Annotated in this window: 22 protein-coding genes; 13 read left to right on the top strand and 9 right to left on the bottom strand. The window is 51.9% G+C overall.

Going from position 1 to position 26,183, the window contains the following annotated elements:
* Position 1: 1 nt before the first annotated feature.
* Entirely contained in the window at positions 2–208 is a 207-nt protein-coding gene (locus ACTRXD_RS22205; protein ID WP_442433951.1) for a hypothetical protein, read from the bottom strand.
* Between the two features lie 288 nt (positions 209–496).
* Here ACTRXD_RS22205 and ACTRXD_RS22200 point away from each other — a divergent pair, with 288 nt between their 5' ends.
* The 8 genes from ACTRXD_RS22200 to ACTRXD_RS22165 all read left to right on the top strand — a co-directional run bounded on the left by ACTRXD_RS22200 (position 497) and on the right by ACTRXD_RS22165 (position 10,357).
* Positions 497–1,030 (top strand): hypothetical protein, encoded by a 534-nt coding sequence (locus tag ACTRXD_RS22200; RefSeq protein ID WP_442433950.1) that lies wholly within the window; start codon positions 497–499, stop codon positions 1,028–1,030.
* A gap of 282 nt (positions 1,031–1,312) precedes the next feature.
* A complete protein-coding gene (sthA, locus tag ACTRXD_RS22195; RefSeq protein WP_442433949.1) occupies positions 1,313–2,719 on the top strand; it encodes a Si-specific NAD(P)(+) transhydrogenase in 1,407 nt (468 codons plus the stop codon).
* Between the two features lie 406 nt (positions 2,720–3,125).
* Positions 3,126–4,469, top strand: a complete 1,344-nt coding sequence (locus ACTRXD_RS22190) for a cytochrome ubiquinol oxidase subunit I (RefSeq protein WP_442433948.1) — start codon at positions 3,126–3,128, stop codon at positions 4,467–4,469.
* 11 nt (positions 4,470–4,480) lie between these two features.
* Positions 4,481–5,515, top strand: a complete 1,035-nt coding sequence (cydB, locus tag ACTRXD_RS22185) for a cytochrome d ubiquinol oxidase subunit II (protein WP_442433947.1) — start codon at positions 4,481–4,483, stop codon at positions 5,513–5,515.
* A gap of 142 nt (positions 5,516–5,657) precedes the next feature.
* Positions 5,658–6,341, top strand: coding sequence for an HAD family hydrolase (locus tag ACTRXD_RS22180; RefSeq protein WP_442433946.1), 684 nt, complete (start codon positions 5,658–5,660; stop codon positions 6,339–6,341).
* Between the two features lie 375 nt (positions 6,342–6,716).
* A complete protein-coding gene (locus ACTRXD_RS22175) occupies positions 6,717–6,854 on the top strand; it encodes a hypothetical protein (protein WP_442433945.1) in 138 nt (45 codons plus the stop codon).
* A complete protein-coding gene (pgi, locus tag ACTRXD_RS22170; protein ID WP_442433944.1) occupies positions 6,851–8,515 on the top strand; it encodes a glucose-6-phosphate isomerase in 1,665 nt (554 codons plus the stop codon). Before ACTRXD_RS22175 ends, pgi begins: the two co-directional genes overlap by 4 nt.
* A 198-nt stretch (positions 8,516–8,713) precedes the next feature.
* A complete protein-coding gene (locus ACTRXD_RS22165) occupies positions 8,714–10,357 on the top strand; it encodes an acetolactate synthase large subunit (RefSeq protein WP_442433943.1) in 1,644 nt (547 codons plus the stop codon).
* A gap of 398 nt (positions 10,358–10,755) precedes the next feature.
* Here ACTRXD_RS22165 and ACTRXD_RS22160 read toward each other — a convergent pair whose 3' ends face one another.
* Positions 10,756–12,303 (bottom strand): DegQ family serine endoprotease, encoded by a 1,548-nt coding sequence (locus ACTRXD_RS22160; RefSeq protein WP_442433942.1) that lies wholly within the window; start codon positions 12,301–12,303, stop codon positions 10,756–10,758.
* A gap of 604 nt (positions 12,304–12,907) precedes the next feature.
* Here ACTRXD_RS22160 and ACTRXD_RS22155 point away from each other — a divergent pair.
* The 3 genes from ACTRXD_RS22155 to ACTRXD_RS22145 all read left to right on the top strand — a co-directional run bounded on the left by ACTRXD_RS22155 (position 12,908) and on the right by ACTRXD_RS22145 (position 14,388).
* Positions 12,908–13,231: a hypothetical protein gene (locus tag ACTRXD_RS22155; protein ID WP_442433941.1), complete on the top strand. Its 324-nt coding sequence runs from the start codon at positions 12,908–12,910 to the stop codon at positions 13,229–13,231.
* Positions 13,228–13,668 carry a hypothetical protein gene (locus tag ACTRXD_RS22150; RefSeq protein WP_442433940.1) on the top strand — a complete coding sequence of 147 codons (441 nt, stop codon included), beginning with the start codon at positions 13,228–13,230 and terminating at the stop codon, positions 13,666–13,668. Before ACTRXD_RS22155 ends, ACTRXD_RS22150 begins: the two co-directional genes overlap by 4 nt.
* Positions 13,669–13,788: 120 nt before the next feature.
* Positions 13,789–14,388, top strand: coding sequence for a hypothetical protein (locus ACTRXD_RS22145; protein WP_442433939.1), 600 nt, complete (start codon positions 13,789–13,791; stop codon positions 14,386–14,388).
* Positions 14,389–14,540: 152 nt separating this feature from the next.
* On the opposite strand, the gene ACTRXD_RS22140 is transcribed toward ACTRXD_RS22145, so the two are convergent.
* The 6 genes from ACTRXD_RS22140 to malQ all read right to left on the bottom strand — a co-directional run bounded on the left by ACTRXD_RS22140 (position 14,541) and on the right by malQ (position 22,720).
* Positions 14,541–16,010, bottom strand: a complete 1,470-nt coding sequence (locus ACTRXD_RS22140; protein ID WP_442433938.1) for a Do family serine endopeptidase — start codon at positions 16,008–16,010, stop codon at positions 14,541–14,543.
* Positions 16,011–16,317: 307 nt separating this feature from the next.
* Positions 16,318–17,085, bottom strand: coding sequence for a CBS domain-containing protein (locus ACTRXD_RS22135; protein ID WP_442433937.1), 768 nt, complete (start codon positions 17,083–17,085; stop codon positions 16,318–16,320).
* 173 nt (positions 17,086–17,258) lie between these two features.
* A complete protein-coding gene (mgtE, locus tag ACTRXD_RS22130; RefSeq protein ID WP_442433936.1) occupies positions 17,259–18,566 on the bottom strand; it encodes a magnesium transporter in 1,308 nt (435 codons plus the stop codon).
* Positions 18,567–18,589: 23 nt separating this feature from the next.
* On the bottom strand, positions 18,590–19,426 hold the full coding sequence (locus ACTRXD_RS22125; protein ID WP_442433935.1) for a magnesium transporter MgtE N-terminal domain-containing protein: 837 nt from the start codon (positions 19,424–19,426) through the stop codon (positions 18,590–18,592).
* Positions 19,427–19,429: 3 nt separating this feature from the next.
* Positions 19,430–20,278 carry a mechanosensitive ion channel family protein gene (locus ACTRXD_RS22120; protein ID WP_442433934.1) on the bottom strand — a complete coding sequence of 283 codons (849 nt, stop codon included), beginning with the start codon at positions 20,276–20,278 and terminating at the stop codon, positions 19,430–19,432.
* Between the two features lie 207 nt (positions 20,279–20,485).
* On the bottom strand, positions 20,486–22,720 hold the full coding sequence (malQ, locus tag ACTRXD_RS22115; protein WP_442433933.1) for a 4-alpha-glucanotransferase: 2,235 nt from the start codon (positions 22,718–22,720) through the stop codon (positions 20,486–20,488).
* 525 nt (positions 22,721–23,245) lie between these two features.
* Between malQ and ACTRXD_RS22110 the strand changes: the two genes are divergently transcribed.
* Positions 23,246–23,575 carry a DUF2934 domain-containing protein gene (locus ACTRXD_RS22110; RefSeq protein WP_442433932.1) on the top strand — a complete coding sequence of 110 codons (330 nt, stop codon included), beginning with the start codon at positions 23,246–23,248 and terminating at the stop codon, positions 23,573–23,575.
* 69 nt (positions 23,576–23,644) lie between these two features.
* Positions 23,645–23,872, top strand: a complete 228-nt coding sequence (locus ACTRXD_RS22105) for a YtxH domain-containing protein (RefSeq protein WP_312640816.1) — start codon at positions 23,645–23,647, stop codon at positions 23,870–23,872.
* A gap of 147 nt (positions 23,873–24,019) precedes the next feature.
* Here ACTRXD_RS22105 and glgX read toward each other — a convergent pair whose 3' ends face one another.
* Positions 24,020–26,155, bottom strand: coding sequence for a glycogen debranching protein GlgX (gene glgX / locus ACTRXD_RS22100; protein ID WP_442433931.1), 2,136 nt, complete (start codon positions 26,153–26,155; stop codon positions 24,020–24,022).
* Between the last annotated feature and the right edge of the window lie 28 nt (positions 26,156–26,183).

Below are 26,183 nucleotides of genomic sequence, written 5' to 3'. Positions count from 1 at the left end.
CTCACCCCTGGTCAACTGGAAATGGCCTATGCGGCAAGGAGACAAAGGTACTTTTGGTGGTTTTGGCGTCAATCATCACGGGAATGGGAACCGGGCGGCACTCGCAGATGTTCAGCCTATACGATCCATCCTCAGTGCTCTGGAAGAACGCATTGGTGAATTGACCATCAACCTGAATGGCATCAAAAAACGGATAGATTTTTTCCATAAACTCCCTGTACAAATCCCACTGTCATTCATGATTTGCGAGTACTTGATCTTCAAGGGTGAACCCGGCACATGGAACAAGGGAATCCTCAACTTGAACATTTACGATATGCGGAGGCCAAGTTATGACAAGTTCAGGAACCTCCCTGCGGGCACCATGAGTTAAAGCCTGCATGGCGCAGGTATGAAAACCAATGTCGGATACGCCTTAAAGGATATCCCCGACAACGGAATACCATTGAAGAGGTCACCTGATGACAGAAAGCCACATACTTGAGCGGTACCTTCCATGAGTCAACGCCATGCCATCAAGAAATCACCTACGGGGTTGGACATGGTTTTTATGGGGTTCCTCGGTTTCGGAATATTCATGGCCGGGTGTACGTCCGTCAACACACTTCTCCTCACCTCTCAGACCTTTCCGGCCAAATCTTCATGGCAGAGCGTTAGAATTTTAGACCGGGAGCCTTTCTGTTCACACATCAGCATTGCTCAATTGAGCATGGAAGGTAGTGAGTCAGATAGTTATGCCACCTGGCAGATCGACATTCTTAAAAAGGCAGCTTCATTAGGCAGTGATGCCGTAGTGTTTACCAAGCCTGAAAAGCATGTGGAGCATAGCATCAGGTACCAAAGCCCCATGGTGATGGGTGGACCCTGGGGAATGGGAGCCTATGGCTACCCCGGTTGGGGATATGGGGGGCCCTACGGCCCATGGGGCATGGGGTATGTTGGAGGCGTAGCCCTTCCCTACGATTATACCGTCACGTCATTAACCGGTATCGCCATACGATATACGAACAAGGGGCATCCTCAATGCTAATGATTTAAGGGGACAATTATAGAGATGGCATTTTCCAGGCCGTGATGGGGACAAATACCGGCATGAGCCAAAGGAGGATGGACAGCATCCCCAACCGGGCGATAGGCGTACAACCGTAATCAGCGTGTCGTGAGGGATCAGTCCTTTCGCATTGAGGGGAATGGCAGAGTAAAAAGGCTTGAGACTCTTCCCCATTCTGTGTTTACATCCAGGATGCCCCGTAATATCCGGATATCATCCTTGCACACGGCATCAAATATATTTTGATTTATTTCTTTTCAAATGAGTGACCAATTCGAATTTGATCTCTTATGTATCGGCAGCGGCCCGGCAGGCCAACGAGCGGCGATTCAAGCCGCCAAGTTCAGGAAGCGAGTGGGAGTGGTTGAACGTCAGCAGTGCGCGGGCGGCGTGTGTATAGAACTCGGGACCATTCCCAGCAAAACTCTACGCGAGGCCGTGTTATCCTTCATGGCCACCAACCATCCGTTTGTCCAACAGACAAGAAACCGGGAACGGCACCGTCCCACAGCGGAACAATTATTTTCTCGTGTACAACTCGTTAGAAACCGCGAAGTCGACATCGTGGAGGACCAGCTCTGGAGGAATGATATCGAACTTATTTCCGGCGAAGCCTCCTTCACCGACGCCCATACCCTTGTGATTCACACAGAACACGAGACGAAAACCGTCACGGCTGAGAATATTCTGCTTGCAGTCGGAACCGTAGCCGCCCCACCACCTGGTACCGGCGTGGATGGTGAAATCATTTTCACTAGTGACGAGATTGTCCACCTCACATCCTTGCCCAAAAAATTAGTGGTGGTCGGCGGGGGCGTGATCGGGATGGAGTATGCGTCAATGTTTGCCGCACTCGAAATCGACGTGACCGTGGTGGACAAACGGGAGCGTTTGCTGGAATTTCTGGACAACGAAATCGTTGAGGAACTCATTCATCAAATGAGAAACCGGGATGTGACCTTCCGATTGGGAGAAACCGTGGAAAAATTGACCATTGCTGAAGGTCCTCCCAAACAAGCTGTGATACAACTGGAGTCAGGGAAGCGCCTTGTGTCCGACATGGTCCTGTATTCTGCCGGGAGAATCGGCGCAACCGATCGATTAAATCTAGCTGCTGCGGGCCTGACGGCGGATAATCGTGGACGCATTGCGGTCGATCAAGCTTTTCGAACGCAGATCCCCCATATCTTCGCCGCCGGAGACGTGATCGGGTTCCCCAGTCTCGCCTCCACCTCCGCCGCGCAAGGTCGACGGGCTGCCTGCCATGCCTTCGGGGTCAGTGCCGGCCCCATGGACACACACTTTCCCTTCGGCATCTACGCCATTCCTGAGATTTCCATGATCGGCGCACATGAACATGAGCTGACCGAAAAAAAAATTCCTTATGAAACCGGGGTTGCCCACTATAAGGAAATCGCTCGCGGGCAAATTATGGGAGATGACAGCGGCTTGCTCAAAATGCTGTTTCATCGTGAGACCCGAAAGCTCCTCGGCGTCCATGTGATTGGTACTGGTGCCACGGAGCTCATCCATATCGGGCAAGCAGTCCTGGAATTAGGGGGAGGTCTGGATTATTTTCTTGACCGTATCTTCAATTATCCGACTCTTGCGGAATGTTACAAGGTAGCCGCCTTAAATGCTTTTAATAAACTTTCACAAATAGGATAGCACCCTAAGACGACGTTGATGGATCGCTAACAAATACGGCTCTTTATTTATTTCATATTGGAAGGTTGTTGTATGAACCCTTCCCAGCCATCAAACAATTTTCCACCCACCACAATGAACAGGGACCTTCACCCCTATAAATCAGACGGACATTCTTTGAATCGCTCAACATGGATTCATGTGGGTAAATTTTTCAGATAATAAGACAGACAGGATCTGAATTCGGAGATACTCTCCTTATCTTGGCAAACTGTTTGTGTATGGAGTGGACTGGGTCACCCCACTCTACCTGTTGGATGTGTTACGACGCCAACAGGGTTGAGGGAGAGACTTGCTTGTTAGAAGACGTTCTTTAGCCGGACGATTTTCGTTTCGGGGCGTCACGGTTCAGTTCGAAGGAATTTTTATGGCCAGCGCGCTACTCTACGACCGCCTGCAATTTGCCTTCACTGTCACATTTCATTATCTCTTTCCACAATTGACGATAGGGCTAGCCTTACTGCTGCTTTACCTGCGAAGCCGTGCGCTCGTTTCCGGGGACGACCACTACAATCAGGTTGCCCGGTTCTGGACAAAAATCTTTGCCTTGAGTTTTGCCTTTGGTGTTGTGACCGGCATTCCCTTGGAATTCCAGTTCGGCACTAATTGGGCGAAATTTTCGAATTTCGCCGGCGGGGTGATCGGCCAGACACTGGCCATGGAAGGCCTGTTTGCGTTTTTTCTGGAATCCTCGTTTCTCGGCATTCTGTTATTCGGCGAGGGGCGATTCAGCCAGCGGGTGCAATGGGCCGCATCGCTGATGCTGTTTCTCGGATCCTGGCTTTCCGGCTATTTCATTCTGGCGACAAACGCCTGGATGCAACATCCGGTCGCCTATACGGTGGCCCCGGACGGACGGTTGTTCGTCGACAGTCTTTCCGGTCTGCTCACGAATCCTTATCTGGTCTGGCAATTCGCTCATAACATGACGGCCGCCGTCGTGACCGCCTCATTCGTGATGGCGGCAATCGGTTCGTTCTATCTTCTGTCCGGTCTGCACGTGAAGTCTGCAAAGACCTTCCTTCGCACCGGCGTGGTGGCGGGCGCCATCGCCACGGCGCTGATGATCTTCCCGACCGGCCACGAGAACGCCAGACAGGTTTTTGAACACCAACCGGTCAAAGGCGCCGCATTCGAAGGGCTCTTCAAGACCGAGCGTGGCGCGGGTATGGTGCTTATCGGGCAACCGAACATTGAAACCATGACAATCGACAATCCGCTCGTCGTGCCGGATGCTTTGAGTCTTGTACTCTTTGACGAACTCTACGCCACGGTAAAAGGGCTCGACGCATTTCCACGCACAGAGTGGCCCGATAACATCGCGCTGCTCTACTATGCCTACCATGTGATGACCATGCTCGGAACCATGCTTGTATCAGTCATGGGCCTGTCGTTGCTCTGGCTCTGGCGGGGACGTTTGTTTACCACGAACTGGCTGCTCTGGCTGCTCATGCTTTCCGCCCCTTTCCCCTATATCGCCACAACGGCCGGATGGATGACCGCCGAACTCGGCCGCCAACCCTGGCTGGTGTATGGCTTGCTTCGTACGGCTGATGGTGTCTCACCGCTGGTCCATTCGGGAAACGCCCTGTTTACGTTGCTCGGGTATCTCGGCATCTATCTTGGGTTGGGACTGCTTTTCTTATTCCTGATGGCTGAAACAATACGACATGGCCCGGCCAGCTCGCTCCCCGAATCTGCGAAGCCCTAGGAACCGGTACGATGGAAACTTTCTGGTATGTTGCCGTCACGTTGATGCTGGCTGTCTTTGTTGTCCTTGACGGCTTCGACTTCGGCCTGGGCATCGTCTATGCCTTTGTCGCGAAAAATGAAACGGACCGGCGTGCGGCGTTGGCTGCCATCGGCCCCATCTGGAACGGCAACGAAGTGTGGCTGATCGCTGCAGGGGGTCTGTTATTCTTTGCCTTTCCCAAAGCCTATTCGGCAGGGTTCAGCGGTTTTTATCTGGCCTTACATCTGGTCTTGTGGTTGCTGATTGCCCGTGGACTCGCACTCGAACTTCGTTCGCACGTGGATCACGCACTGTGGCGGCAGTTTTGGGACGTGGCATTTGCCGGAGCGAGCCTCTTACTTGCTGTCGTGTTCGGCGTGGCCTTGGGCAACCTCATTCGCGGCGTGCCCTTGAATCCCGAAGGCTATTTCTTCGTGGCCCTCTGGACAAATTTCATGACCGGACCGGAGCCGGGCATACTGGATTGGTTTACCGTTCTCATCGGAGCCACAAGCGCAGCAATCCTCGCCATGCACGGCGCCAATTTTCTGGCCATGAAAACGGAGGGCCAGTTGCGGAACCGGGCACGACGTGTGGCCTGGCTAACTGGATCGGCCGTGGTTATTCTGGTCGGGCTGGCCCTGACCTCCGTTCCCTTTGTCCAACCCTTATTCTTCCTCAACTATGCCGCCCATCCCATGGGATATGTCTTCCCCGTTCTCAGTATAGCGACGCTGTTATCGGCTCTCATGATACGAAAGCGCAATTGGGATGCGGGAGCATTTTCCGCAACGAGCCTCTTGATTCTGACAATGCTGGCCAGCACTGCCTGGGGGTCATACCCGAATATCCTAATTGCGACAAACGATCCGGCCAATAGCCTGACCGTAACCAACGCTACCGCCGGCGTCTATGGCCTGCAAACCGGACTCTGGTGGTTTTTGATCGGATTCATTCTGCTCATTGCCTATCAAGCCTGCGCACATCATGCGTTTCGGGGGAAGGTCAAGGTTGGGGCACACTAAGTGCTCCGAGAGTTGGACAGACCCCACAGAGGAATTGTACGATCTTGTTGACGAAGGTAGAAACTGTAAGAGGCAGATTCGCTCATCGAAAAAGACGGAGATTGGCATCATCCATGCCGGACGTGCCGGAGAGGATAAGAACATGACCGTCCCGGAAGAAGTGGTCTTTTTATTGGATGTAGATAATACGCTATTGGATAACGACCACATCGGCACCGACCTCAGCTATCATCTTTCGCAAGAGTTTGGCGAGAAAAACCGGGATCGATATTGGGACATTTTTGAGGCATTGAGAAAGGATCTCGGTTATGCGGACTATCTGGGAGCTTTGCAACGCTACCGTGTCGAAACCATGAATGACCCGCGGTTGCTGATGATGTCTTCATTTCTGGTTGACTATCCGTTTGCAGAACGCCTCTATCCTGGGGCGCTCGACCTTCTCGCTCATCTTGATCATTGGGGCCGAACGGTCATCCTTTCGGATGGTGATGTGGTCTTTCAGCCCCGCAAGATCCAACGCTCGGGATTATGGGACGCCGTCGAGGGTCGGGTGCTCATTTACGTGCACAAGGAACACATGCTCGCGGATGTTGAGCGGCGTTATCCCGCTCGACGTTACATCATGATAGACGACAAGCTTCGCATTCTTGGAGCCATGAAACAGGTCTGGGGCGATCGTCTGAGAACGATCTTTCCCCGCCAGGGCCATTACGCCCTGGATCAAAATACCGTCAAGGCCTACCCCCCGGCCGACCTTACCGTTGAGCGCATTGGCGACCTGGTCAAATATGACCTTCCCGCCTTGATGGGCCGCCATACGGAATAGGAGACGCCATGAAGGGAAGATCATGTGTGGAATTTCGTTACATCCCAAATTAAAGCGTTGGTTTCAAATGTAGACAATCGGGTTTCATCCATGGGAATCTATTCATCTACTCACCCTTTCGATAAGTCAGAATTCCCCCGCAGGTAACATGGAAATGAACCCCGTTCCCATTCCTGTTTTGAATCATGATCCCTCGGGGATGAACCGTCAGAAGGCTACACAATTTTTCTTGGCACACCCTATGCCTCTCATAAGCCATATCTCCAAACTTAAAAAAATGGCAGTATCGGCTCCTTTTCTTGTGAACGATCCCTTTTCAGAGACTTTGTTTCCTGGTACGCTCGACATCCACGATGTTAGGACCAATGAGTGATCATGTCGGAAGATGAAAATGAGACACCTGCACGAAACCTCCAACGTGAAGGGACGGCAGCCTTTGCCAAATCCTGGCATGATCTGATGGACAAGATTCACGCCAAAATCACCACGATGATACAGGTCGCATCAGTATGAGCCGCATGAAACCGACCACTCACAGGGCTCGCGCGGTGTTGACCAAGCGGCCCGCGTGGAAAGCGTTGGCCACGCATTATAAGACGATCCATAGTCTGCATTTGCGCCAGCTCTTTGCCGACGATCCCGACCGGGGCGAGCGCCTGACTGCCGAAGCCGCCGGCATTTACCTTGACTATTCGAAAAATCGTATCACAGACGAAACTTTAGGCCTTCTGCTTCAGCTTGCCGAAGACTGCGGTCTGCGTGAGCGCATCGCGGCCATGTTCTGTGGTGAGGAGATCAACGTGACAGAAAGACGCGCCGTTCTGCACACGGCTCTGCGCGTGCCTGAGACCAAACAAATTCTCGTTAATGGTGTCAATATCGTCCCTGAGGTGCATCGGGTCCTCGACCGCATGGCGGAATTCTCACACCAGGTCCGCAAAGGTCTGTGGCGCGGACACACCGGCAAGCGGATACGCCACGTGGTCAATATCGGCATCGGCGGCTCTGACCTCGGTCCGGTGATGGCCTATGAAGCCCTGCGTCATTACAGCCAGCGCGACATGACCTTCCACTTCATCTCGAACGTAGACGGCACCGACTTTGCCGAAACCACACGCAACCTCAACCCGGAAGAAACGCTCTTCATCATCTGTTCGAAGACCTTCACGACGCTGGAAACCCTGACGAACGCCCATACCGCGCGCGCGCGGAGTGTGCGACAGATCGGACACGAGCAAGCGGTGCGCAAGCATTTTGTGGCCGTGTCGACCAATGCCGAAGAAGTATCAAAGTTTGGAATCGACACGGCAAACATGTTCGAGTTCTGGGACTGGGTCGGCGGGAGGTATTCGATGGATTCCGCCATCGGCCTTTCTACCATGCTCGCCGTCGGCCCCGATCACTTTCGAGCAATGCTGGACGGTTTTTACGCGATGGATGAACATTTCCGCACGGCTCCCTTCGACCGCAATCTGCCCGTGCTCATGGGGCTCCTCACCATCTGGTATAACAATTTCTTCAAGACAGAGACGGTCGCGGTCTTACCCTACGACCACTACCTCAAGCGCTTCCCGGCCTATCTCCAGCAGTTGACCATGGAGAGCAATGGCAAGCATGTCACACTCGGAGGGGCAGGCGTCAGGTATCAGACAGCTCCGATTTATTGGGGCGAACCCGGCACCAACGGCCAACACTCCTTCTACCAGCTGATCCACCAGGGAACAAAGTTAATCCCCTGCGATTGTATCGGTTTTTCACAAACCTTGAATTCAATCGGCCATCAGCATGACATGCTGATGGCAAATCTATTTGCACAGACTGAGGCGTTGGCCTTCGGTAAGACCGCCGAGGAAGTCAAAGCCGACGGCATACCAAGCTGGCTGGTGCCGCACCGCGTGTTTGACGGCAATCGCCCGACCAACACCATTCTTGCCGAGCGTCTGACGCCGGAAACGCTCGGGGCGTTGATCGCGCTCTACGAACACAGCGTCTTCACACAAGGGACAATCTGGGATATCGATTCTTTCGATCAATGGGGCGTTGAACTGGGCAAGGTGCTGGCAAAACGGACGCTTGCAGAACTGGAAAGCCCGGGTGACCCGCAGCTCAAGCATGACAGTTCGACCAACGCGCTCATCCGTCGCTACCGCCGCTCCAAGAAAAGTCCTCCCTGAATGGATCACATCCGGCAACTGGCCGGATCGATCGACGGGCATGTCTACCGCGGGCAGTGTCTGCGGCTCGCCCGGCAACGGACTAGACGGGCCGCGTGATTCCGCACTGCGACGGGATCGCGATTCCCCTGAAAAAAGCTCACATTCTCTGGCAGCGTTAATCAAATTTTTCAAGAATATTGAATCCTGAAAGCACGCATGAAAGCCGCCACACTCATCGTACAATGCCTGGAGAACGAAGGCGTAAAATATGTCTTTGGTGTGCCGGGCGAGGAGAATATGGATCTTCTCGATGCGATGATCGGTTCTTCTATCTGCTTTGTCATGACCCGCCATGAGCAGGGCGCGGCCTTCATGGCCGACGTTTACGGCCGGTTGACCGGCAAAGCAGGCGTGTGTCTCGCCACGCTGGGGCCAGGCGCAACGAATCTTATCAGCGGGGTGGCCGATGCCACCATGGATCGTGCGCCACTCGTCGCCCTGACGGGCCAAGCCGACCAGGACCGGCTGCACAAGGAATCCCATCAGCACCTTGACATCGTTTCCCTGTTTCGTCCTGTGACCAAGTGGAATGCCACCTTGCCCATTCCCGACATCATTCCTGAAGTCTTTCGGAAAGCCTTTAAGCTGGCTCAGGCCGAAAAACCCGGCGCCACACACATCGAAATTCCCGAAGACATCGCTTCTATGCAAACCGAGGGCCACCCCCTGCTCGTGCAATCGGTTCACCCCGGGGGGGCTGCACCCGAACAACTCGACAGGGCCCGACGTATTATTGGGGAGGCCAGGCATCCGATCGTGCTCGCGGGCAATGGCGTCATTCGCGGACATGCCTCCGAAGCGCTGGTGTGCTTTGCTGAAAAGCTGAACATTCCGGTTGCCACAACCTTTATGGCCAAAGGCACCATTCCCGATACCCACCCGCTCTCGCTGGGTGCCATTGGACTGGAGACCATGGACTATGTGAACTGCGAATTTCTGGACGCGGACGTCGTGATCGCGATTGGATATGACATCGTGGAATATGCGCCCCATGCCTGGAACCCCAACCACGACAAGAAAATTGTGCACGTGGACATGTCGCCCGCCGAAGTTGACGCGTCATACATCGTTGAGGTCGGGGTCGTGGGTACGATCACTTCCTCACTTGAAGCGCTCACGAATCGCGGCCACGCGGCCGCTACGACGCGTGCCTCACGATTTCGCCCAATGCTTCACGAGGAATTGGCACAAGGCGGTCAGAACGCATCATTTCCTCTTAAGCCGCAAAGAATCCTCGCGGATCTGCGTGACTCGCTGGCCCACGAAGATATCGTGATCTCGGACGTGGGCGCGCACAAAGTCTGGCTTGGGCGCCTCTTCCCATGCTTTCTTCCCAACACCTGCATCATCTCAAACGGATTCGCCGCCATGGGCATTGCCTTGCCCGGCGCGGTGGCGGCCAAATTGGCACACCCGGACCGCCGTGTTGTGGCGGTCACCGGGGACGGAGGGTTCCTGATGAACTCCCAGGAATTGGAGACCGCCGTACGCATGGCTACTCCCTTTGTGGTGCTTATTTTCAACGATGGCGGCCTCGGCCTGATTCGCTGGAAACAAATACAGCAATTTGGCAGGTCGACATGTGTGGAATTTCAAAATATGGATATCGTGAAATACGCGGAAAGCTTTGGTGCGAAAGGGTATCGCATCGCTTCCGCAAAGGAACTGGCACCCGTGCTGCGAAAAGCGTTGTGCTCCAATACCCTTTCAATCATCGACTGCCCGGTCGATGCTTCTGAGAATTTACTCCTTACCCAACGACTCGGGACTCTTCCCTCCATGCCTCAGGGGCAACGATGAATACACCGGCGGGTTCCCGGCAAGTCCTTTCCCAAAGCGATGCGCCCCACCCCTTCCCTCTCTGCCGATCGGACAAATCTCCTTCCGGAACAATGCGATAACCTTTTAAAAAGCGGCGTTCTGAGCGTCCGCAGGTCATGAGGAGTGTTTGAAGAATTTTTAGGACCAGGTGCCCGGCTCCCAGAAGGATGACGACGTGAATCCCATCATGTTATTCGCGCGATTCGTTCATCATTGTGCAAGGTTCCTAACCCCCACCTGCTTCATGTCCAATTGAATCACTTATCTCGGCTCATGATGTAACCCACTCCTGAACGAAAACGGGATACCACACCGCTCCTTTTTGGTTCAGGAAGTATGGTATCCCGCTACGACTTACCGTTTATTTTTTCGGTCTATTACACTTTTACAGTCAGATACAAGGCTCCTTGACCCCTATGGATAAAGATCAAGGCGGAGGACTTGTCCTTCAAGCTGGACGTCACTTTTCTGAAATCCTCCTCCGAGCGAACCGGGTTACGGTTGATTTCGCTGATCACATCGCCCTGAGCCAGTCCTGCCCGTGCGGCATAACTTCCCGGCGCGACATCCATAACCACCACCCCGTTCACATTTTCTTCCACCCCTAATTGCTCGGCCATACCAGGGTTAAGATTCTGAACAGCCACCCCGGCAAGCGGTCCTTCCGTCGTGCCCATCTGGCCTGCTTGTGCCACTTGGACAGGCTTATCTTGTTCACGAATCTCCGCCTTTAGAGTATGCTTCTGACCATCCCGGACCACCACCATCTTCACTTCCGTTCCGATAGTAGTCCTGATGACATGATGCTGAAGACTACGCGGATCCAATACGGGTTTGCCCTGATATTCGACAATCACATCACCCCGTTTGAGGCCTGCCTTGTCCGCAGGACTTCCGGGAACAACATTCGTGACCAGCGCACCTTTGGATTGATCCAATTTGAAGGAGTCTGCGAGATCCGTCGTGACGGCTTGTATACCGACGCCCAAAAATCCTCGCACAACTTTTCCGGTACTGACCAAACTGTCATACACCGGTTTGGCAAGATTGGTGGGAACCGCAAATCCCACGCCTTGGTACCCGCCGGATTGGGAAAAGATTGCGGTGTTAATTCCGACCAGTTGGCCTCGCGTATTCACCAACGCGCCACCGGAATTCCCCGGATTGATCGCAGCATCGGTCTGGATGAAATCTTCATACTGAGTAATACCCATGCCTCCACGACCTAATGCGCTGACAATCCCCAGCGTGACGGTGGAATTCAGTCCAAAAGGATTGCCGACCGCCAACACATATTCTCCGACTCGAAGCTCGCCGGAATTTCCCCATGGAACATACGGTAGATCCTTACCGTCAATTTTAATGACGGCTAAATCAGTCTGAGGATCAAGACCGATCACTGTCCCCGTGAATTCCCGATTATCCGGGAGGGTCACCATGATTTCCTTGGCCCCATCGACCACATGATCATTGGTCAACACATATCCATCACTAGAGATAATGACACCTGAACCGGCTCCCTGCCCTTCCGGAGCAGGAGGCCCATTGGGCCTGTTCGGCATTCCTGGGATCTCCGGCATTCCTGGCAGACCGAAAAACTCTCTCATCGGATCAGACGGCATCCCCGACATGGGGACCGGCGCTTCTTTTCGAACCGTAATATTGACCACTGCGGGGGTCACCGCCTGGGCAATGTCAGCAAATCCTCCTTTATCCATATTGGCGGGGGATCCAACGGATGCAGGATCTGCCGGATGGGAAATTGCTGCTTGCGAATGAAATGGCATATTCCATGACCCGAGCAGTAGGATTCCAGCCAGGAAACCGATGCCGGCCAGTCCCGCCTTTCCGGTATTCATCCTGGTAAAGGACAAAGGCCATTGAAACCGCCAACCACGAGAAGAACCACGATTGTTTGTACCCATTGACATTCCTCCTTGATAGTAAGATTGCCGGCGCTGAGCTATTTCGTATCGACATCCTATCTATTCAGTATAAGCTGAGGATTAATTGACTATTAATTTTGATTAATTTTCCCACGATCCTTTGATGAGTCCGTCAATATGTTCGCAGCCTCAAGGAGTTCCCCCTATTAGATATGGACAATACGCACATCAACACAACAGGTGATCCTGACGCATTTCTCCACCAAGAAATCACCTGCCGGCAAGAACCCGATCGCAAACCAAAAGAAAGGCGCCTGCGCCTTATGTCATCCGGAGGCCGAGGACACCCATTTTTCCCAATTGAGCAAACAGGGCATGCCATCAGATTCGACCTTGAACACATCCATGAGAAAGGTCAATATCGATTTTTCAAGGTGTCCGCGTACAGACAAAAACCTGTTCACGGTAGATTCCCAATGAATGTCGTGTCAAAATAATGTAAGGAGGACGGACAGACTGGCATCCAGAAGGAGAAGAGGACGGTCATTACAGCATAGGTGCCTCAATCTGAAATTGGTACTTACAAGACCGCCAACGCTTTTCACATTTCAAAAGGACGGCTTGACCGGAACAGGAGGACATCATGGAAATCTTGGCCCTAGTGATCGCTATCGTCGCCTTAGTGATTGCGATCATGGCATTTCAACGAACCGGCGGGGGAATGCGCGATCTCCGTCGACAAATAGAAGATCTCACCGAAAAATCCGAACATGCGACCAAGGGGGCCCGCGACATGACCGCTGATGCCCTCAGTCGCCTGGAAACGTTTATCCGTGGCCAGCAGAAACCTGCTCCATCGCAGCAGGTACCACTGGAAGACAAACTTCCAACCACACAGCAGACCTTTCCTTCAACAGAATCGGAAAAACCAATAGACGAACCTCCAAACACGGAACAGAAATCATGAGACCATGGGTCATACCGGTGACGGTATTTTTTCTAGGATTAGGCCTTGGCTTAAGTAGCCCGATGTTAGCTTCACGGTATTTGGATTCCTATCTTCCCGCATTTTTGAAGGACGCCATGCATCCACTTGAGGGGTCGGTGGCACACAAACAACGCCAAGAAGATCGTTTACTGGTCACCATTACGACTCAAGACGGGAGCATTTTAGCCACCTTTCAACAACAGGTGCCGGAGATCGACCTCCTTATTGAGGAACGAGATCTGGTGACATTAGACGTGCAGAAATACAAACCTTTTATTCACGACCCCACATTGCTTCGGGTCTCCAAACACAAGGAGATGAACCCTGCCCTTGCGGCACCTCCGAATCCGTCCATTCCATCTGCCCCGACAAAGGAATCCGGCTCAATGATTGATTCCCCAGGATCTGCTCCCTAAACTAAAGAGGCAGTATCGAACACCTGTTCTCCTTGAAGTTGACTCACGTATTTCCCTGGTCCTATCAAAAAAGAGGTGAAATTGATGTGGGTAACCGAAGCACGTCAGTTGAATAGGTCCATGCTATGGATTCTATCAGTTCTCCTCTTAGTGGGAGTACTGACCGGCTGCGGTGCCATGAATGCCATACCCCTTCCCGAATCGCCGACTGCAGTCCAACAACTTCTCATGGCTCAAGCTGTGGAGCGAAGTCTGCATGGAGAGAACACCCTGCCCATCCTCTTAACCTCTGGAGAGACAGTAAGTCTCGATATCTCTGGATTGCACGTTGAAGATGGATTGCCCGTTGCCCAAGGTTTTTTTAAGGGTGCAATTGGGGGTTGGCTGGGAGAAAGCGGACTGAAAATCGTTACGGATCCAGCTAAAGCCAAATACCGGATCCACATCCTTATTCAGGGTCTAGGAGTCGAGCAACGGTCCTCCTTGTTCGGGTTACCACCAATACAGAGTGCACTCCTCCCAATTGCCCTGCCCGAGATTGCGATATACGCATCCCAAAAATTGTCAGGATATACCCGATTCCGCCTGGATATTTACGAAACGGCGACGGGACAATTTGTTCGCTCCACTCCCTGGTTCCAAGGGTCAACCTACTTCAACGAATATACTATCTTATTTTTTTTCGACTTCGAGTTTACCGATTTGATCGCTCCATTTTAATCTAGTGCTCTTATTGTCAATCAAGAACCTTCAGACACCCCCGGCCCCTTGGGACAAAACAAGTAAGCATTGCTCAAAAAATTTAAATGGCAGACAAAAGCTCCTCTGATAAATCCGTGAATTACCGGAAACCCTTCTCAACCTGACTCTTTTCAGGAAGATTTCACCACCACATACAAATGACGCGAGGAACGGACAAGCACCACCAGTACCGCTTGTTCCTTCTTAAGCCGTTTAAACCATGAGGAATACTCCCTGACGGATTCCACGGGATGCTTATTCAATTCAATAATGACATCTCCTTCTATGATCCCCGCTAATTCAGCGGCACATCCTTCCTCAAGGAATGCGACCACTGCTCCTTTGGTGACAGGATTTAGCCCATATTCTTGAATGGCCGCCTCATCGACATCGGCCACTTCCACCCCGGCAAGAGGATGTTCCACGCGAGGCGTTCGAGTACGCCGGGCATGAGGAATCGGTGGTTGCTCACGGATGACCGCTCTTACCTTACGTTCTTTTCCATTTTCGATCGTACCCAGTTCAATCTGTTCTCCAATAGGGGCACGTGTCACTTGTTCCAACAACATTTGTCCATCTTTCACGGTTTTCCCTTGGTATTCAAGAATCACCTCTCCCCGGTGTATCCCGGCTTTATCGGCAGGCCCACCAGGAACCACATCGGTCACTAGGGCCCCTTCCCCGCTCTTCAGGCCAAACCACGGAGCCAGTTCCGTCGTCATTTCCTGTACCCCCAGCCCTAAATATCCCCTGACAATCTTGCCATGTTTGATCAATTCCTCTAACACAGGCCTTGCCAATGAAGAAGGCACAGCGAACCCCACTCCTTGATACCCCCCACTTTGAGAGGCTATTGCTGTATTGATGCCAACTAATTCTCCTTGTGTGTTCACTAACGCCCCACCTGAATTTCCTGGATTAATTGCCGCATCGGTCTGAATGAAATCTTCAAAGCGGGCTAACCCCATCCCTCCTCGATCCAGAGCGCTGACGATACCGAGCGTCACCGTTGAATTCAGACCAAACGGGTTACCAATAGCCAAAACATATTGGCCAACGGCTAACGAGGATGAATTTCCCCAAGGAATCACAGGCAGTTTGTCTGCCTGAATTTTGATAACCGCCAAATCCGTCTCGGGATCCGCCCCAACAATCTTGGCTGGAAATTCACGTGCATCAGGAAGAATGACAAGGAGATCACGGCTTTGGGCAATCACATGATTATTGGTCATAATATATCCGTCCGAAGACAGAATGACGCCTGACCCTGAACCCTTTTGACGTTTGGGAATACCCGGTGGCGGTTGGCCTTCACCAAAACCTCTAAACGGAAGTGGAACGCCTCCTCCCCGGGATTCGACAATATCAACGGTTGCCGTGATATTCACAACAGCCGGGGTCACGGCCTGAGCCACGTCCGCAAATCCTCCTTGCTTGAATGTCATTTCCTGCGTTGGTTCCAGAGAGAACCCTGAGGCCTCACCTGCCCATCCGGCATTCCGGTCCATTCCGATACTCAGCGCAACCACACCGCCACAACCGATCCACATCGCCAGGACAGAACTCAAGATCGCCCTGAGCCTGGGAAAGTGACACGTCATCTGACATTTCTTATTACCCATTTTTATCCCCATGATCGGTTCTTGATGTATGGTCTGCCATCTCGGAATAGAATATGCAATTGACTCAAAACACGAATGTCCCCAGAGGTCCAGCAGGCAGATTTTTCTCAGCTTACGTTGGTTACCTTCGAAAGCTTCATTCAATGGCGGATCAAATATATAAGGGAAAAATGTGGAACCTTCCTCGAGAAACACGAGCACGAAAAAACTTGCGTGTGTTCCCGAGGAAGAGAGCCTGATAGCCCGATGCTAGAAGGCGAGTGATAATCTCTCAGAAGACTAATCTTTACACAACTCCAGAATAATACCGGATTATATCTGAAACGGAGACCACACCGACGATCCTGTTACTTTCTGTGACCGCAAGGTGTCTGGTGCCTTTTTCTTTCATGAGACGCACGGCTTCGACAATTGGATCACTCGTCTCAACCGTGACTAACGGTTCGCGCATGCAGGTCTTCACCGTGGTGGTAACGGGGTCTGTTCCGGACGCGACGACCTCTCGAGTCAATTCCGTTTCCGTGATATATCCCAAATACTCATCTCCACTTTGAATTAACACCGACCCAATTTTCCATTTTTGAAGGCATTGTCCGACTTCCTGCAAGGTAGCCTCAAGCGACACGGATCGCACAGTTTTTGCCATATAGTCGGAAACGGTTGGCCCGGACGCTTTCTGTTTCTTGGATACCTGCGAGAGGGAGGCTCTCCTGGCCTCAAGGTCCGCAATCGCGCTTTCCAGCACTCGCTGCCGTTGCCGGATCGTTTCCCGTTGTGAGTGATGGGTGGTGCCTTCCGGTGCCTCTTCAGAAAGATTCATCAGCCCCGCTGCCTCTCCAAGTTGGGCATAATCATAGGTATCTAAGAGCGGAGAGGAACTGCCAAACGCATCCTCAAGAATCTCTTCTGTAGCGGAATCAAATTCGTTTAAAGCAACCATGGAAGGCTCATCTATCAGAAATTTTTTTAAGTTTTCTAACTGTTGGCGTATCCGGGAAATATCCTGATCCAACGTCCCCACCCGATCCGTTTTAGACGTCTTCGGTGATCCCATAGAGCCTCCTTTCCTCAATGACATACGATAAAAATGAGAGCAGAAACGATACTAACCTACCATTAATTAGTAGGCAATTAGAAATTTTGTTGGAAGGAAAATGGGGCCACGAGGGGTATGGGAGCAGGAAAGAACGGACATAAAGAGGATCCTGTCCACAAATCGATCAATGATCAGGTTTCCAATAAACTTGAAAGCAAGGTGGCAAGCCCCAAGAAACTGAAAAACCCGACCACATCGGTCACCGTGGTTAACACAATGGAGGAGGATTGAGCCGGATCCTGTTTGAGTGCCTTCAAGGCGATGGGAATGATCGCACCGGATAACCCTGCAATGACCATCGAAATAATCATGGACAAACCGATAATGAAGACCAATCCCAACGACCGGCTCCACAATCCCACGGCGAGACAGGCTGTCGCAGAAACAGCCAGGCCATTTAAAAATGCGACATAGACTTCCTTCCCGCTAACCCTGAGCCATTGGGATGGTCGAATATCCCTCAGAGCCAACCCGCGAATGACCACGGCGAGGGATTGGGCCCCGGTATTGCCTGACTGCCCGGCGACAATCGGTAGTAAAACAGCCAGAGCGGTAAATTTCGCAATGGTCCCTTCAAACATTCCCACGACGAATGCGGCCAAGAATGCCGTTAACAGATTCAGTTGCAACCACGGCAATCGTTTTCGAACGGAAAACCACACGGGGGAAAGCGCACGCTCATCTTTATTGGCACCCACCATCGTAAGCAGGTCTGCACTCGCATCTTCCTGACTGGCCTTAATAATGGCTTCATTCCGGACAACGCCTAAGAGCCGTTCGTCCAGATCCACAACCGGAATCGTAAAAAAATGTCGTTCACCAAAGAGTTCGACAATCTCTTCACGCGACTCCAAAGGATGGATGGTGGGAAGATCCTGAACCATCACCGACTGTAATTTTTCTTCCGGATCCACCAGCAACAAGTCACGGACGGAAATCCGGCCCACGAGCTTTTGGGTACGATCAATGACATAGACATCGTGGACATCTTTCTGCGCCCTGATCCGCACCTGGACCATGGCTTCTCGAACCGTGCTTTCCTCCTGCAACACAAAAAATTTGGGATCCATAATACGGCCGACGGATTCCTCCGGATAGGTCATATAGGACCGGATTTCCTGGGCATACCGTTCAGGAACTCTGAAAAGAATTGCCCGTTGCAGATCGTCGTCCAACCGTTGAAACAGGGATGCAGCTAATGACGGCGAGAGATGCGGCACAACCTGTTTCAGCAAATCGGTGGGCATGATCGCCAACGTATCCGCAGCCACGGGAGGAGTAATACAGGCCAGAAGATTCGCCGCATTTTTCGGACTGGTTCCTTGTAAGACTCGCAGAATATCCTCCACCGGATACCCTTCCAGAATTCGTGCGGCTTCCTCATGATGGTTCTGAAAAAATGCCTCGTTGAGGAGATGGCCCCTTCCCCGAACCTTCATACTCCTCTGCGTGGTCAGATCCCTCACCCGATTTTGTTCCGTTCCTGTAGCGTCTCCGCCACATCGGTCATTAAGCGAATGCCGGTTAACGAATAGACTTCCCAAAGTTGCATGAGCGAATCACTCACCGATCCCAACGGGGCCTTGCCTCCGACATCTTTCTCAATCCTGCGTAACATCCGATATCGCAGGGCTCCAAAAAATGTTCCCCACCGATCCACCACCGGCAAGGTATGAAACCGGCTCCACTCAGAATGTTTGAGAATTTCTTCCAAGTTGGCTTCTGCTGATAAGGTGGTGATCTGGGTCTCCATCAATGTTCCGACTAAATGATCAGACCGATCAATCAGCAGTTGCCTCAATGTGATGACACCTTCCAATTTACTATCGCGATCGATGACGTAGACATAGTACATGGCTTTCTGGCCATAGGTACGAATACGGTCGATGGCCTCTTCGACCGCAATATCAGGTGGGAGGGTAAACACCTGAGGATCCGCTAAACTTCCGGCCGTGTTGGGTGAATACCGCAATGCACGGCGAAGGGTCGCTCCCATTGGATTATCTAACCGGTCCAACACGTCCTGACGGACAGGTTCCTCAAATTGTCGAAGAACCCCGATAGCTGATGTGGCATTCATGGCGCCTAAGACATTTGCTCCAAGGTCTTTAGAAAGCTCTTCGATGATTTTGGCGGTGGACACCGGCAAACAATGCTCTAAAACACCAGCGATTTCTTCCCCAGGTAAGGCCTCCAGGAGCGAAGCCGCTTCATGAGGATCCAGCGATTCCAAATGACGAGCCGCTTCCACGGGATGGGCCTGCAAATAGCCCAGAGTCAGCCGATGTTCGAGTTCCATATGCTAATGCTCGGGATGGGTAATGACGGCTGTTGATTCGGTAACCTGAGTCGCAGGAACGATGACCCGGCCTTCCCGGGTTTCTAACACGACCGAAATTGGTGTGACCGCAACCACGGTTCCTTGGTTTTCTCCAATTTTTACGGTCATGCCCACTCGAACCATTGATCCTAAATAATGGGCGGCAATGAGATTGGCCACAGCGGTTCGTGACCCTAACCCAAATGACAATGCCGCCCCCCCGATCAATCCTGCCAAGAGGATGACAATAGTATTGTTCAACAATTCCGTATTAATCCCGAGTGCGTCAATGGCCGTCACCACAATCAACAACACGACCGCCACATAGACGGCTTGGGCCACCATCGTCCCGTGGGTAATTCCTGCCGAACTACACGTCATGGTAATCAACTCACGAACAAAATTCGCTGCAATTAAACCCAGAACCAGCACCAACACCGCGATCCCGACTTTGGGAATATAATAGGCAATACTCGTCAAGGCATCCGAGACCATCGTCAAGCTGAGGGTATCGGACGCTTGAATGAGAAAAACCAGGAAAATAATCCAAAAACCAATCATCCCCAAAATTTCAGAACTTTTCTGCTTGGTTCCTGATCGCTCCAATAAGGTTTGCACGGCGGTTCGACTCAGCAAACGGTCAAACCCCATCAATTGCAACAAGCGGGTCACCACGACAGAAACCAGCCTGGCTAGCACATAACCAAGGCCCAACAACATGCACGCCAAAATCAGGGTTGGCAAATAGGCAACAATTTGAGCCAGGCTCGCGGTAACCGCGTCGGTTAAGCCATCCACCCACCCGGCCATCGTCAACTTTTTCTCTTGCATATGAAGGATCGTCCTCTCTTCGGTATCGACCTAACTTAGACGAAACGCCTTGTTTTCCCCATCAGACCCGATGGACATCGGACCATGCCAATCGTTGATCATAGTATCCTCCTACACATCACGCAACTGACATTCCGGCAAGACCCGGTATTAGACTCGTGGGATACCGCCTGCCTGTCCATCTTTCTATCGAAGCGCTCATGCAACCTATTCCCTTCCTATTTGGTGGCCACGTCCACCTTTCCGTCGTTCACGCTGCATCGCCTTTGTAAAGCTCAGGATGGCCGGATCATTGAGCCAAGCAGTCAAGTCTCGCCCGATCCGCACTCGCCAGGAAGGATAGACTGATTCCGGGGCTCCAGGCAGATTAGGCGTATCAAGCTCCGCCAACAAATCTTCAAGCTGCACGATGAGCAGCCGGGAGGGTGTCCTAGCCAAATACCGGTACATAGCTTGAAGCATATCGTCCGAAAGGTTAGGGGGAATTGACTCGGCAGAACAGAGGCCCTCCCGATGTAAGGCCTCCCATAAATGTTTCCGATCTTCCGCCCGCTGCTGTCGGTCTTGCTTGCAATCTTTTTTTCTGAGATATACCCCCCCTGCTTGCTTAATCATGATATCTCGTCCAACCCAAAAACCTTTCAGCGTAGGAAGATCATGTGTTGTTGCGGCCACAAGCGCCTGCTCAGGGTAGGTATGAGGAGGGGTCATCTTCCCCCCATTTTCTCGTTCAAAAAATAGCAGGCGATAGGATAGAAGCCCTGCGGCATCTAATTTTTCCCGAATGACAGGAGTGACCGCACCCAGGTCTTCCCCAACCACCATCACTTTTTGTCGCACACTTTCTAAAGCCAGGACCGCCAATATTTCATCCACATAGGTCTTGACATACACGCCATCCTTTCCTGTCCCGCCTTGGGGAACCCAGAACATACGAAACAGCCCCAAGGCATGGTCGATTCTGAGGACGCCTCCATGTCGCATATTTTGCCGTAAGGTTTCTCGAAGAAAGCGATAGCCATCTTCCCGCAATCGAACGGGATTGGGAACAACCAGTCCCCAACTTTGTCCATTGAGATTGAAGGAGTCCGGCGGCGCACCAACGGTAATGTCTGAGGCAAGCTGACCTTGAAAGACCCAGGCATCGGCTCCCTCGGGATGAATCCCAACCGGTAGATCGTGATACAGCCGGAACGACAACGAATGTTTCTTCGCAACACGATCGAGGTTCTGTAATTGCAACTCACACAACCATTGAACATATTGATAAAATTGGATCCGAGTGGTATGGGCTCGTTGAAACACTTCCACATCCGGTGACTGGGGATGCCGGAAGGAGTCCGGCCAGGTGCGCCAAGCCACCGTTCCCAGGCGCTCCGTCAAAGCCTGAAATGTACAAAACATGGTCAGATGGGGATTGAACCCATACACAAATCTGGCAAATGCCCTTCCACGTGCCGTAGGATGCTTAGGCTGGAGATGGTGTCGTCGAAACACTCGGAATAGTTCCTCGAGAATGGTCCATTTCAGTTTCCCTACGGCCTCATAATCGACCAGTAGACTCTCCCGAAACTGTTGGAGGCGACGCTGGAATTTGGAACTCTTGGCTTTCTGACGAATCCCTGCAGACGTCCGCCACTCCTCCACCCCCTCCAGGTTCAAGTACACAGGGCTCCAGAAGAGACGGCTGGATGGAGAATAGGGGCTCGTTAATCCCACCGCCGGGATATGGAGAGGATTGACCCCGATGGTGGCCACTCCCCAACGAGTCCCCGCCACCTTCATGACCTGCTCTAAATCTCGAAAATCCCCAATTCCCCAGTTTCTGTGGGACCGTAACCCATAGAGTTGGAGCGAAATCCCCCAAGCCCGTTTGGGTGAAGGGGGGAGATAACATTTCTTGGGTGCCATGATGAGCAGGGCCTGTCCCTCCACTATTCGCTCTGCATGCAGCTTCACACGGACCGTAAGACGGAAATATCCAAGTGAAAATTTCCCCGAAAGAGGAAAATGAACCTGGACATATTTCACACCACGGATCGTCTTCTCAGATGTCACCTTGCCCCTGGATCCTGACAGAGATAGGCGCCGGGTTCCCCCCTTCTCATCCGTCACCTGGATGACAAGGGAAACCTTCTCCAAACTGATGTCCTCAAGAGGAAGGGACAGAGCCAACATGAACGGAGCATCAGAAGGATAGCGCACCACAACTGAATCAATGACCCGTGTCCAGGTTCGGGAAACCGCATGAGCAAGCGAGTCAAGAATTTCCTTCTTCGATGAGGCCCTCACCCCCATGCTTGCCAGGACTTGTTGAAGATGAGGCACCGTAACCTGCCGCTCAACACCTAAACCATCAAAATAAACCGGTTCAATCCCATACTGCCGGCCTAACTCCCAAATCGGCTTCGTGGCAAGTTCAAAGCTTTTCATCGTTGTCATTTAAAAAGATACTCTCCTTAGATGGCCGTGGTTGCGGAAATCGCTACCAACCATCCCTCATACTCAGTCTGGTTGCATCCGGCCGTCTTGTTGAAACACCATGCATCCATCATATGTTGTCCGGCACTTCAGATCAGAAGATTTCCCCGATCATCCACTCTGAAAGAGTGTCCCTCCCTTCCCAACGATCTCTTACCTCCCTTAAGACTTTATCGTTGTAATTGTAAGGGAAGATCAATCTTGTGTCTTCAAAAAAACCTCGTTGTTCACCCCTGAAAATACCGGTCCGAAGCATCAAAATTTGCCGCGTTCCATACATACCTGATTCTTCCCATCGGCACGTTTTCACCCACTCCCAGGAAAAACGCCTTTTTGTTCCTTCACGACACGGCGATAGCCTCCAAAAAAGTAAAACCTCGCCCAACAGCTTGGACGAAGAGCAAAATTCCAGTACAATAAAGTTATAAATGAGTCGAAATGGGGTCCCTCAAATGTCAGACAAGGATAGGAGCTGAGAAAAGAAACATGCCCCCTAAAACACCAGACGAGAAACCGAAGAAAAAGCCGTCCACCACAAAAAAAACGGCACCTGAAGCTAAGACGGCAAAAAAAACCAGCAGCAAATCTGTAGGCTCAGCGACGACTAAGCGCCAGAGGTTGTCTCAGGAGATTCACAAGGAGCCTGAAGTCTCTTATCCCGGTCCCTCAATGGCCCTATCCGAGGAATTGCGTGAACGCATTGCCCGACGCGCCTATGAAATTCATCACCGTCGCGGAGGCCAACATGGCAGTGACTGGGAAGATTGGCTTCAAGCCGAGCGTGAGATACTCTTAAAGCAGCCTCCGCCACCATAATAGACAAATGGAATCTTGATTGTTGAACGCTATTACTCACTGACCTCACACAAATGGAGGACATCTCATATGGATAATGACACTCGATATGTCTTACTTGCCGGACTTTCCCTTATGGTCGGAGTGGTTCTCGGAACCGGACTTGGTCTGTTGATGGCTCCTCAGTCGGGATCCCGAACCCGTCGTCAGTTAAAGAATATGATGGAAGACGCCAGCGAACGGGCTGGAGAATTTGCAGAAGATGCCAAAGAAGCGGTCACCGGCATGGTGGAGCGCAGCAAAAAATTTGTCGTCTAGCGGACTGAGGCCAGGTGCTCCGTTTCCCCCTGAATGCCTATGTCGCCCTTTCCGCTTGCCCATTTTGCCTTAGAGTGGGGCATATTGGTTGATTCATTACTATGCAGAAGCGGTCGGGTCAAGGGTTGGAGGCCATAACGTGCTTCGTCAGGATTTCGGGGTTCGGAACAATGCCAGCCCTCGAGAAATTAAATGAAAGGGTTGCCCCCCTTTCCATAATTTCGAATGCTTAGGATTTTTCTTGTCAACCGATACGGCGGTGTCAAACTCCAACTCCCACCGCACGGACTTGGTGTGAGCAGGAAGTATGAATTCCACATCCTCATGATGGGCGTTTATCAATACTAAAAACGTCTCATCCACAATCGGTCGTCCTTGACTATCTTTCTCTACGATGGCATCTCCGGCCAACCGTATTCCCAAAGTACGAAGCCCCATCTGCCAATCTTCATGAGACATTTCTTTTCCATGCGATCCGAACCAGGCCACATCCTTCACTTCCGAATCTTCTAACCGCCGCCCTTGGAAAAACCTTCGCCGTTGAAACACCGGATGGGTTTTTTTAATGGCAATGAGCATCTTCACAAAGTCCAGCAATCCGATTTGGGATCGCGTCAGGTTCCAATTCACCCAACTCAACTCGTTATCCTGGCAATAGGCGTTATTATTCCCCTGTTGCGTACGACCTAATTCATCCCCGCCACAGATCATCGGTACTCCCTGGGATAACAATAAGGTTGCGAAAAAATTCCGGACCTGCCGGTCACGCAACTCCTGAATCGCGGGATCCTCCGTCGGGCCTTCCACACCACAATTCCAACTATCATTATCATCGGTTCCATCCCGATTTCCTTCCTGATTGTCTTCATTATGCTTGTGGTCATACGACACCAAATCCTGGAGGGTAAATCCGTCATGAGCGGTCACAAAATTAATACTGGCATAGGGTTGTCGCCCACTTTCTCCGTAGAGATCGCTGCTCCCGGACCAACGATTGGCGATTTCCCCAAGCAACCCACCATCTCCCTTCCAATACCGGCGAATGGAATCGCGGTACTTCCCATTCCACTCGGCCCACCCAGGAGGAAAATTTCCCACCTGATAGCCGCCTTCCCCCAAATCCCAGGGTTCGGCGATCAGCTTCACCTGTGACAACACCGGATCCTGGTGAATGATGTCAAAAAAGGCACTGAGTCGATCCACATCATGTAATTCCCGTGCGAGCGCGGATGCCAGGTCAAACCGGAAACCATCCACATGCATATCATTCACCCAATACCGCAAACTGTCCATGATCAACTGCAAGGTGCGTGGATGTCGGACATTCAACGTATTTCCACAGCCGGTGTAATCCATGTAATAGCGTGGATTGTCCGGAGACACCCGATAATAGGAGGCGTTATCAATCCCTCGGAATGATAACGTCGGCCCGAAGTGATTCCCTTCTCCGGTATGGTTATAGACCACATCCAGGATGACTTCGATGCCGGAACTATGAAGCTTTCTGACCATGGATTTGAACTCATCGACCTTTTCTCCCCCACCGGGGAAGGCCGAATACCGGATGTCAGGTGCAAAATATCCGATGGAGTTGTACCCCCAATAATTCGTGAGCCCCTTCTCTTTCAGATAGAGATCATTCACAAAATGGTGAACCGGCAACAATTCCACTGCGGTGATCCCGAGCGATTGCAAATATTCAAGAATCGCCGGAGACGCCAAGCCTGCATAGGTTCCCCGCAATGCTTCAGGAACATCCGGATGCCGCATCGTTATTCCCTTGACGTGGACTTCATAGATGACCGTCTGCTCCCAGGGAATATTCAGACGTTGGTCTCCTCCCCAGCTAAAGGCCTGGTCGACGACCACCCCTTTAGGAATGTTTGCCGCATTGTTCCGATCATCGAATGACAGGTCACCTGCCGGATCGCCAAGACGGTAGCCAAACATGGAATCAGACCATCGCACAACACCCGTTAAGGATTTCGCATATGGATCAATGAGAAGCTTGGCAGGGTTAAACCGGTGCCCCGCCTCAGGATCATATGGCCCATGCACCCGGTATCCATAGAGTTGGCCAGGACGCACCTCAGGTAAATACACATGCCAGACTTGATCAGTGCGTTCCTCAATAGGAATGCGGTGTGTTTCCTGGTCCTGAAGTTCATTGTCAAACAGACAAAGATCCACACCGGTTGCATTTTCGGAAAACAGTGCAAAATTGACTCCCTGCCCGTCCCATGTGGCACCGAGCGGGTATGATCGACCTGGCCAAATTCTCATAATATTCTGCTCTCCTGGATGGGGATTC

This window comes from Nitrospira sp. T9 (assembly GCF_052156535.1).
GTDB lineage: Bacteria > Nitrospirota > Nitrospiria > Nitrospirales > UBA8639 > Nitrospira_E.
The sequence above is the reverse complement of the archived record's forward strand: the minus strand, read 5'-3'. Positions and strand labels throughout refer to the sequence as shown.

What these genes read in the sequence shown, in the direction of transcription:
- ACTRXD_RS22205 (WP_442433951.1), bottom strand. Translation starts at nt 208, where the DNA reads ATGGAAAAAATCTATCCGTTTTTTGATGCCATTCAGGTTGATGGTCAA.
- ACTRXD_RS22200 (WP_442433950.1), top strand. Translation starts at nt 497, where the DNA reads ATGAGTCAACGCCATGCCATCAAGAAATCACCTACGGGGTTGGACATG.
- sthA (WP_442433949.1), top strand. Translation starts at nt 1,313, where the DNA reads ATGAGTGACCAATTCGAATTTGATCTCTTATGTATCGGCAGCGGCCCG.
- ACTRXD_RS22190 (WP_442433948.1), top strand. Translation starts at nt 3,126, where the DNA reads ATGGCCAGCGCGCTACTCTACGACCGCCTGCAATTTGCCTTCACTGTC.
- cydB (WP_442433947.1), top strand. Translation starts at nt 4,481, where the DNA reads ATGGAAACTTTCTGGTATGTTGCCGTCACGTTGATGCTGGCTGTCTTT.
- ACTRXD_RS22180 (WP_442433946.1), top strand. Translation starts at nt 5,658, where the DNA reads ATGACCGTCCCGGAAGAAGTGGTCTTTTTATTGGATGTAGATAATACG.
- ACTRXD_RS22175 (WP_442433945.1), top strand. Translation starts at nt 6,717, where the DNA reads ATGTCGGAAGATGAAAATGAGACACCTGCACGAAACCTCCAACGTGAA.
- pgi (WP_442433944.1), top strand. Translation starts at nt 6,851, where the DNA reads ATGAGCCGCATGAAACCGACCACTCACAGGGCTCGCGCGGTGTTGACC.
- ACTRXD_RS22165 (WP_442433943.1), top strand. Translation starts at nt 8,714, where the DNA reads ATGAAAGCCGCCACACTCATCGTACAATGCCTGGAGAACGAAGGCGTA.
- ACTRXD_RS22160 (WP_442433942.1), bottom strand. Translation starts at nt 12,303, where the DNA reads ATGGGTACAAACAATCGTGGTTCTTCTCGTGGTTGGCGGTTTCAATGG.
- ACTRXD_RS22155 (WP_442433941.1), top strand. Translation starts at nt 12,908, where the DNA reads ATGGAAATCTTGGCCCTAGTGATCGCTATCGTCGCCTTAGTGATTGCG.
- ACTRXD_RS22150 (WP_442433940.1), top strand. Translation starts at nt 13,228, where the DNA reads ATGAGACCATGGGTCATACCGGTGACGGTATTTTTTCTAGGATTAGGC.
- ACTRXD_RS22145 (WP_442433939.1), top strand. Translation starts at nt 13,789, where the DNA reads ATGCTATGGATTCTATCAGTTCTCCTCTTAGTGGGAGTACTGACCGGC.
- ACTRXD_RS22140 (WP_442433938.1), bottom strand. Translation starts at nt 16,010, where the DNA reads ATGACGTGTCACTTTCCCAGGCTCAGGGCGATCTTGAGTTCTGTCCTG.
- ACTRXD_RS22135 (WP_442433937.1), bottom strand. Translation starts at nt 17,085, where the DNA reads ATGGGATCACCGAAGACGTCTAAAACGGATCGGGTGGGGACGTTGGAT.
- mgtE (WP_442433936.1), bottom strand. Translation starts at nt 18,566, where the DNA reads ATGAAGGTTCGGGGAAGGGGCCATCTCCTCAACGAGGCATTTTTTCAG.
- ACTRXD_RS22125 (WP_442433935.1), bottom strand. Translation starts at nt 19,426, where the DNA reads ATGGAACTCGAACATCGGCTGACTCTGGGCTATTTGCAGGCCCATCCC.
- ACTRXD_RS22120 (WP_442433934.1), bottom strand. Translation starts at nt 20,278, where the DNA reads ATGCAAGAGAAAAAGTTGACGATGGCCGGGTGGGTGGATGGCTTAACC.
- malQ (WP_442433933.1), bottom strand. Translation starts at nt 22,720, where the DNA reads ATGACAACGATGAAAAGCTTTGAACTTGCCACGAAGCCGATTTGGGAG.
- ACTRXD_RS22110 (WP_442433932.1), top strand. Translation starts at nt 23,246, where the DNA reads ATGCCCCCTAAAACACCAGACGAGAAACCGAAGAAAAAGCCGTCCACC.
- ACTRXD_RS22105 (WP_312640816.1), top strand. Translation starts at nt 23,645, where the DNA reads ATGGATAATGACACTCGATATGTCTTACTTGCCGGACTTTCCCTTATG.
- glgX (WP_442433931.1), bottom strand. Translation starts at nt 26,155, where the DNA reads ATGAGAATTTGGCCAGGTCGATCATACCCGCTCGGTGCCACATGGGAC.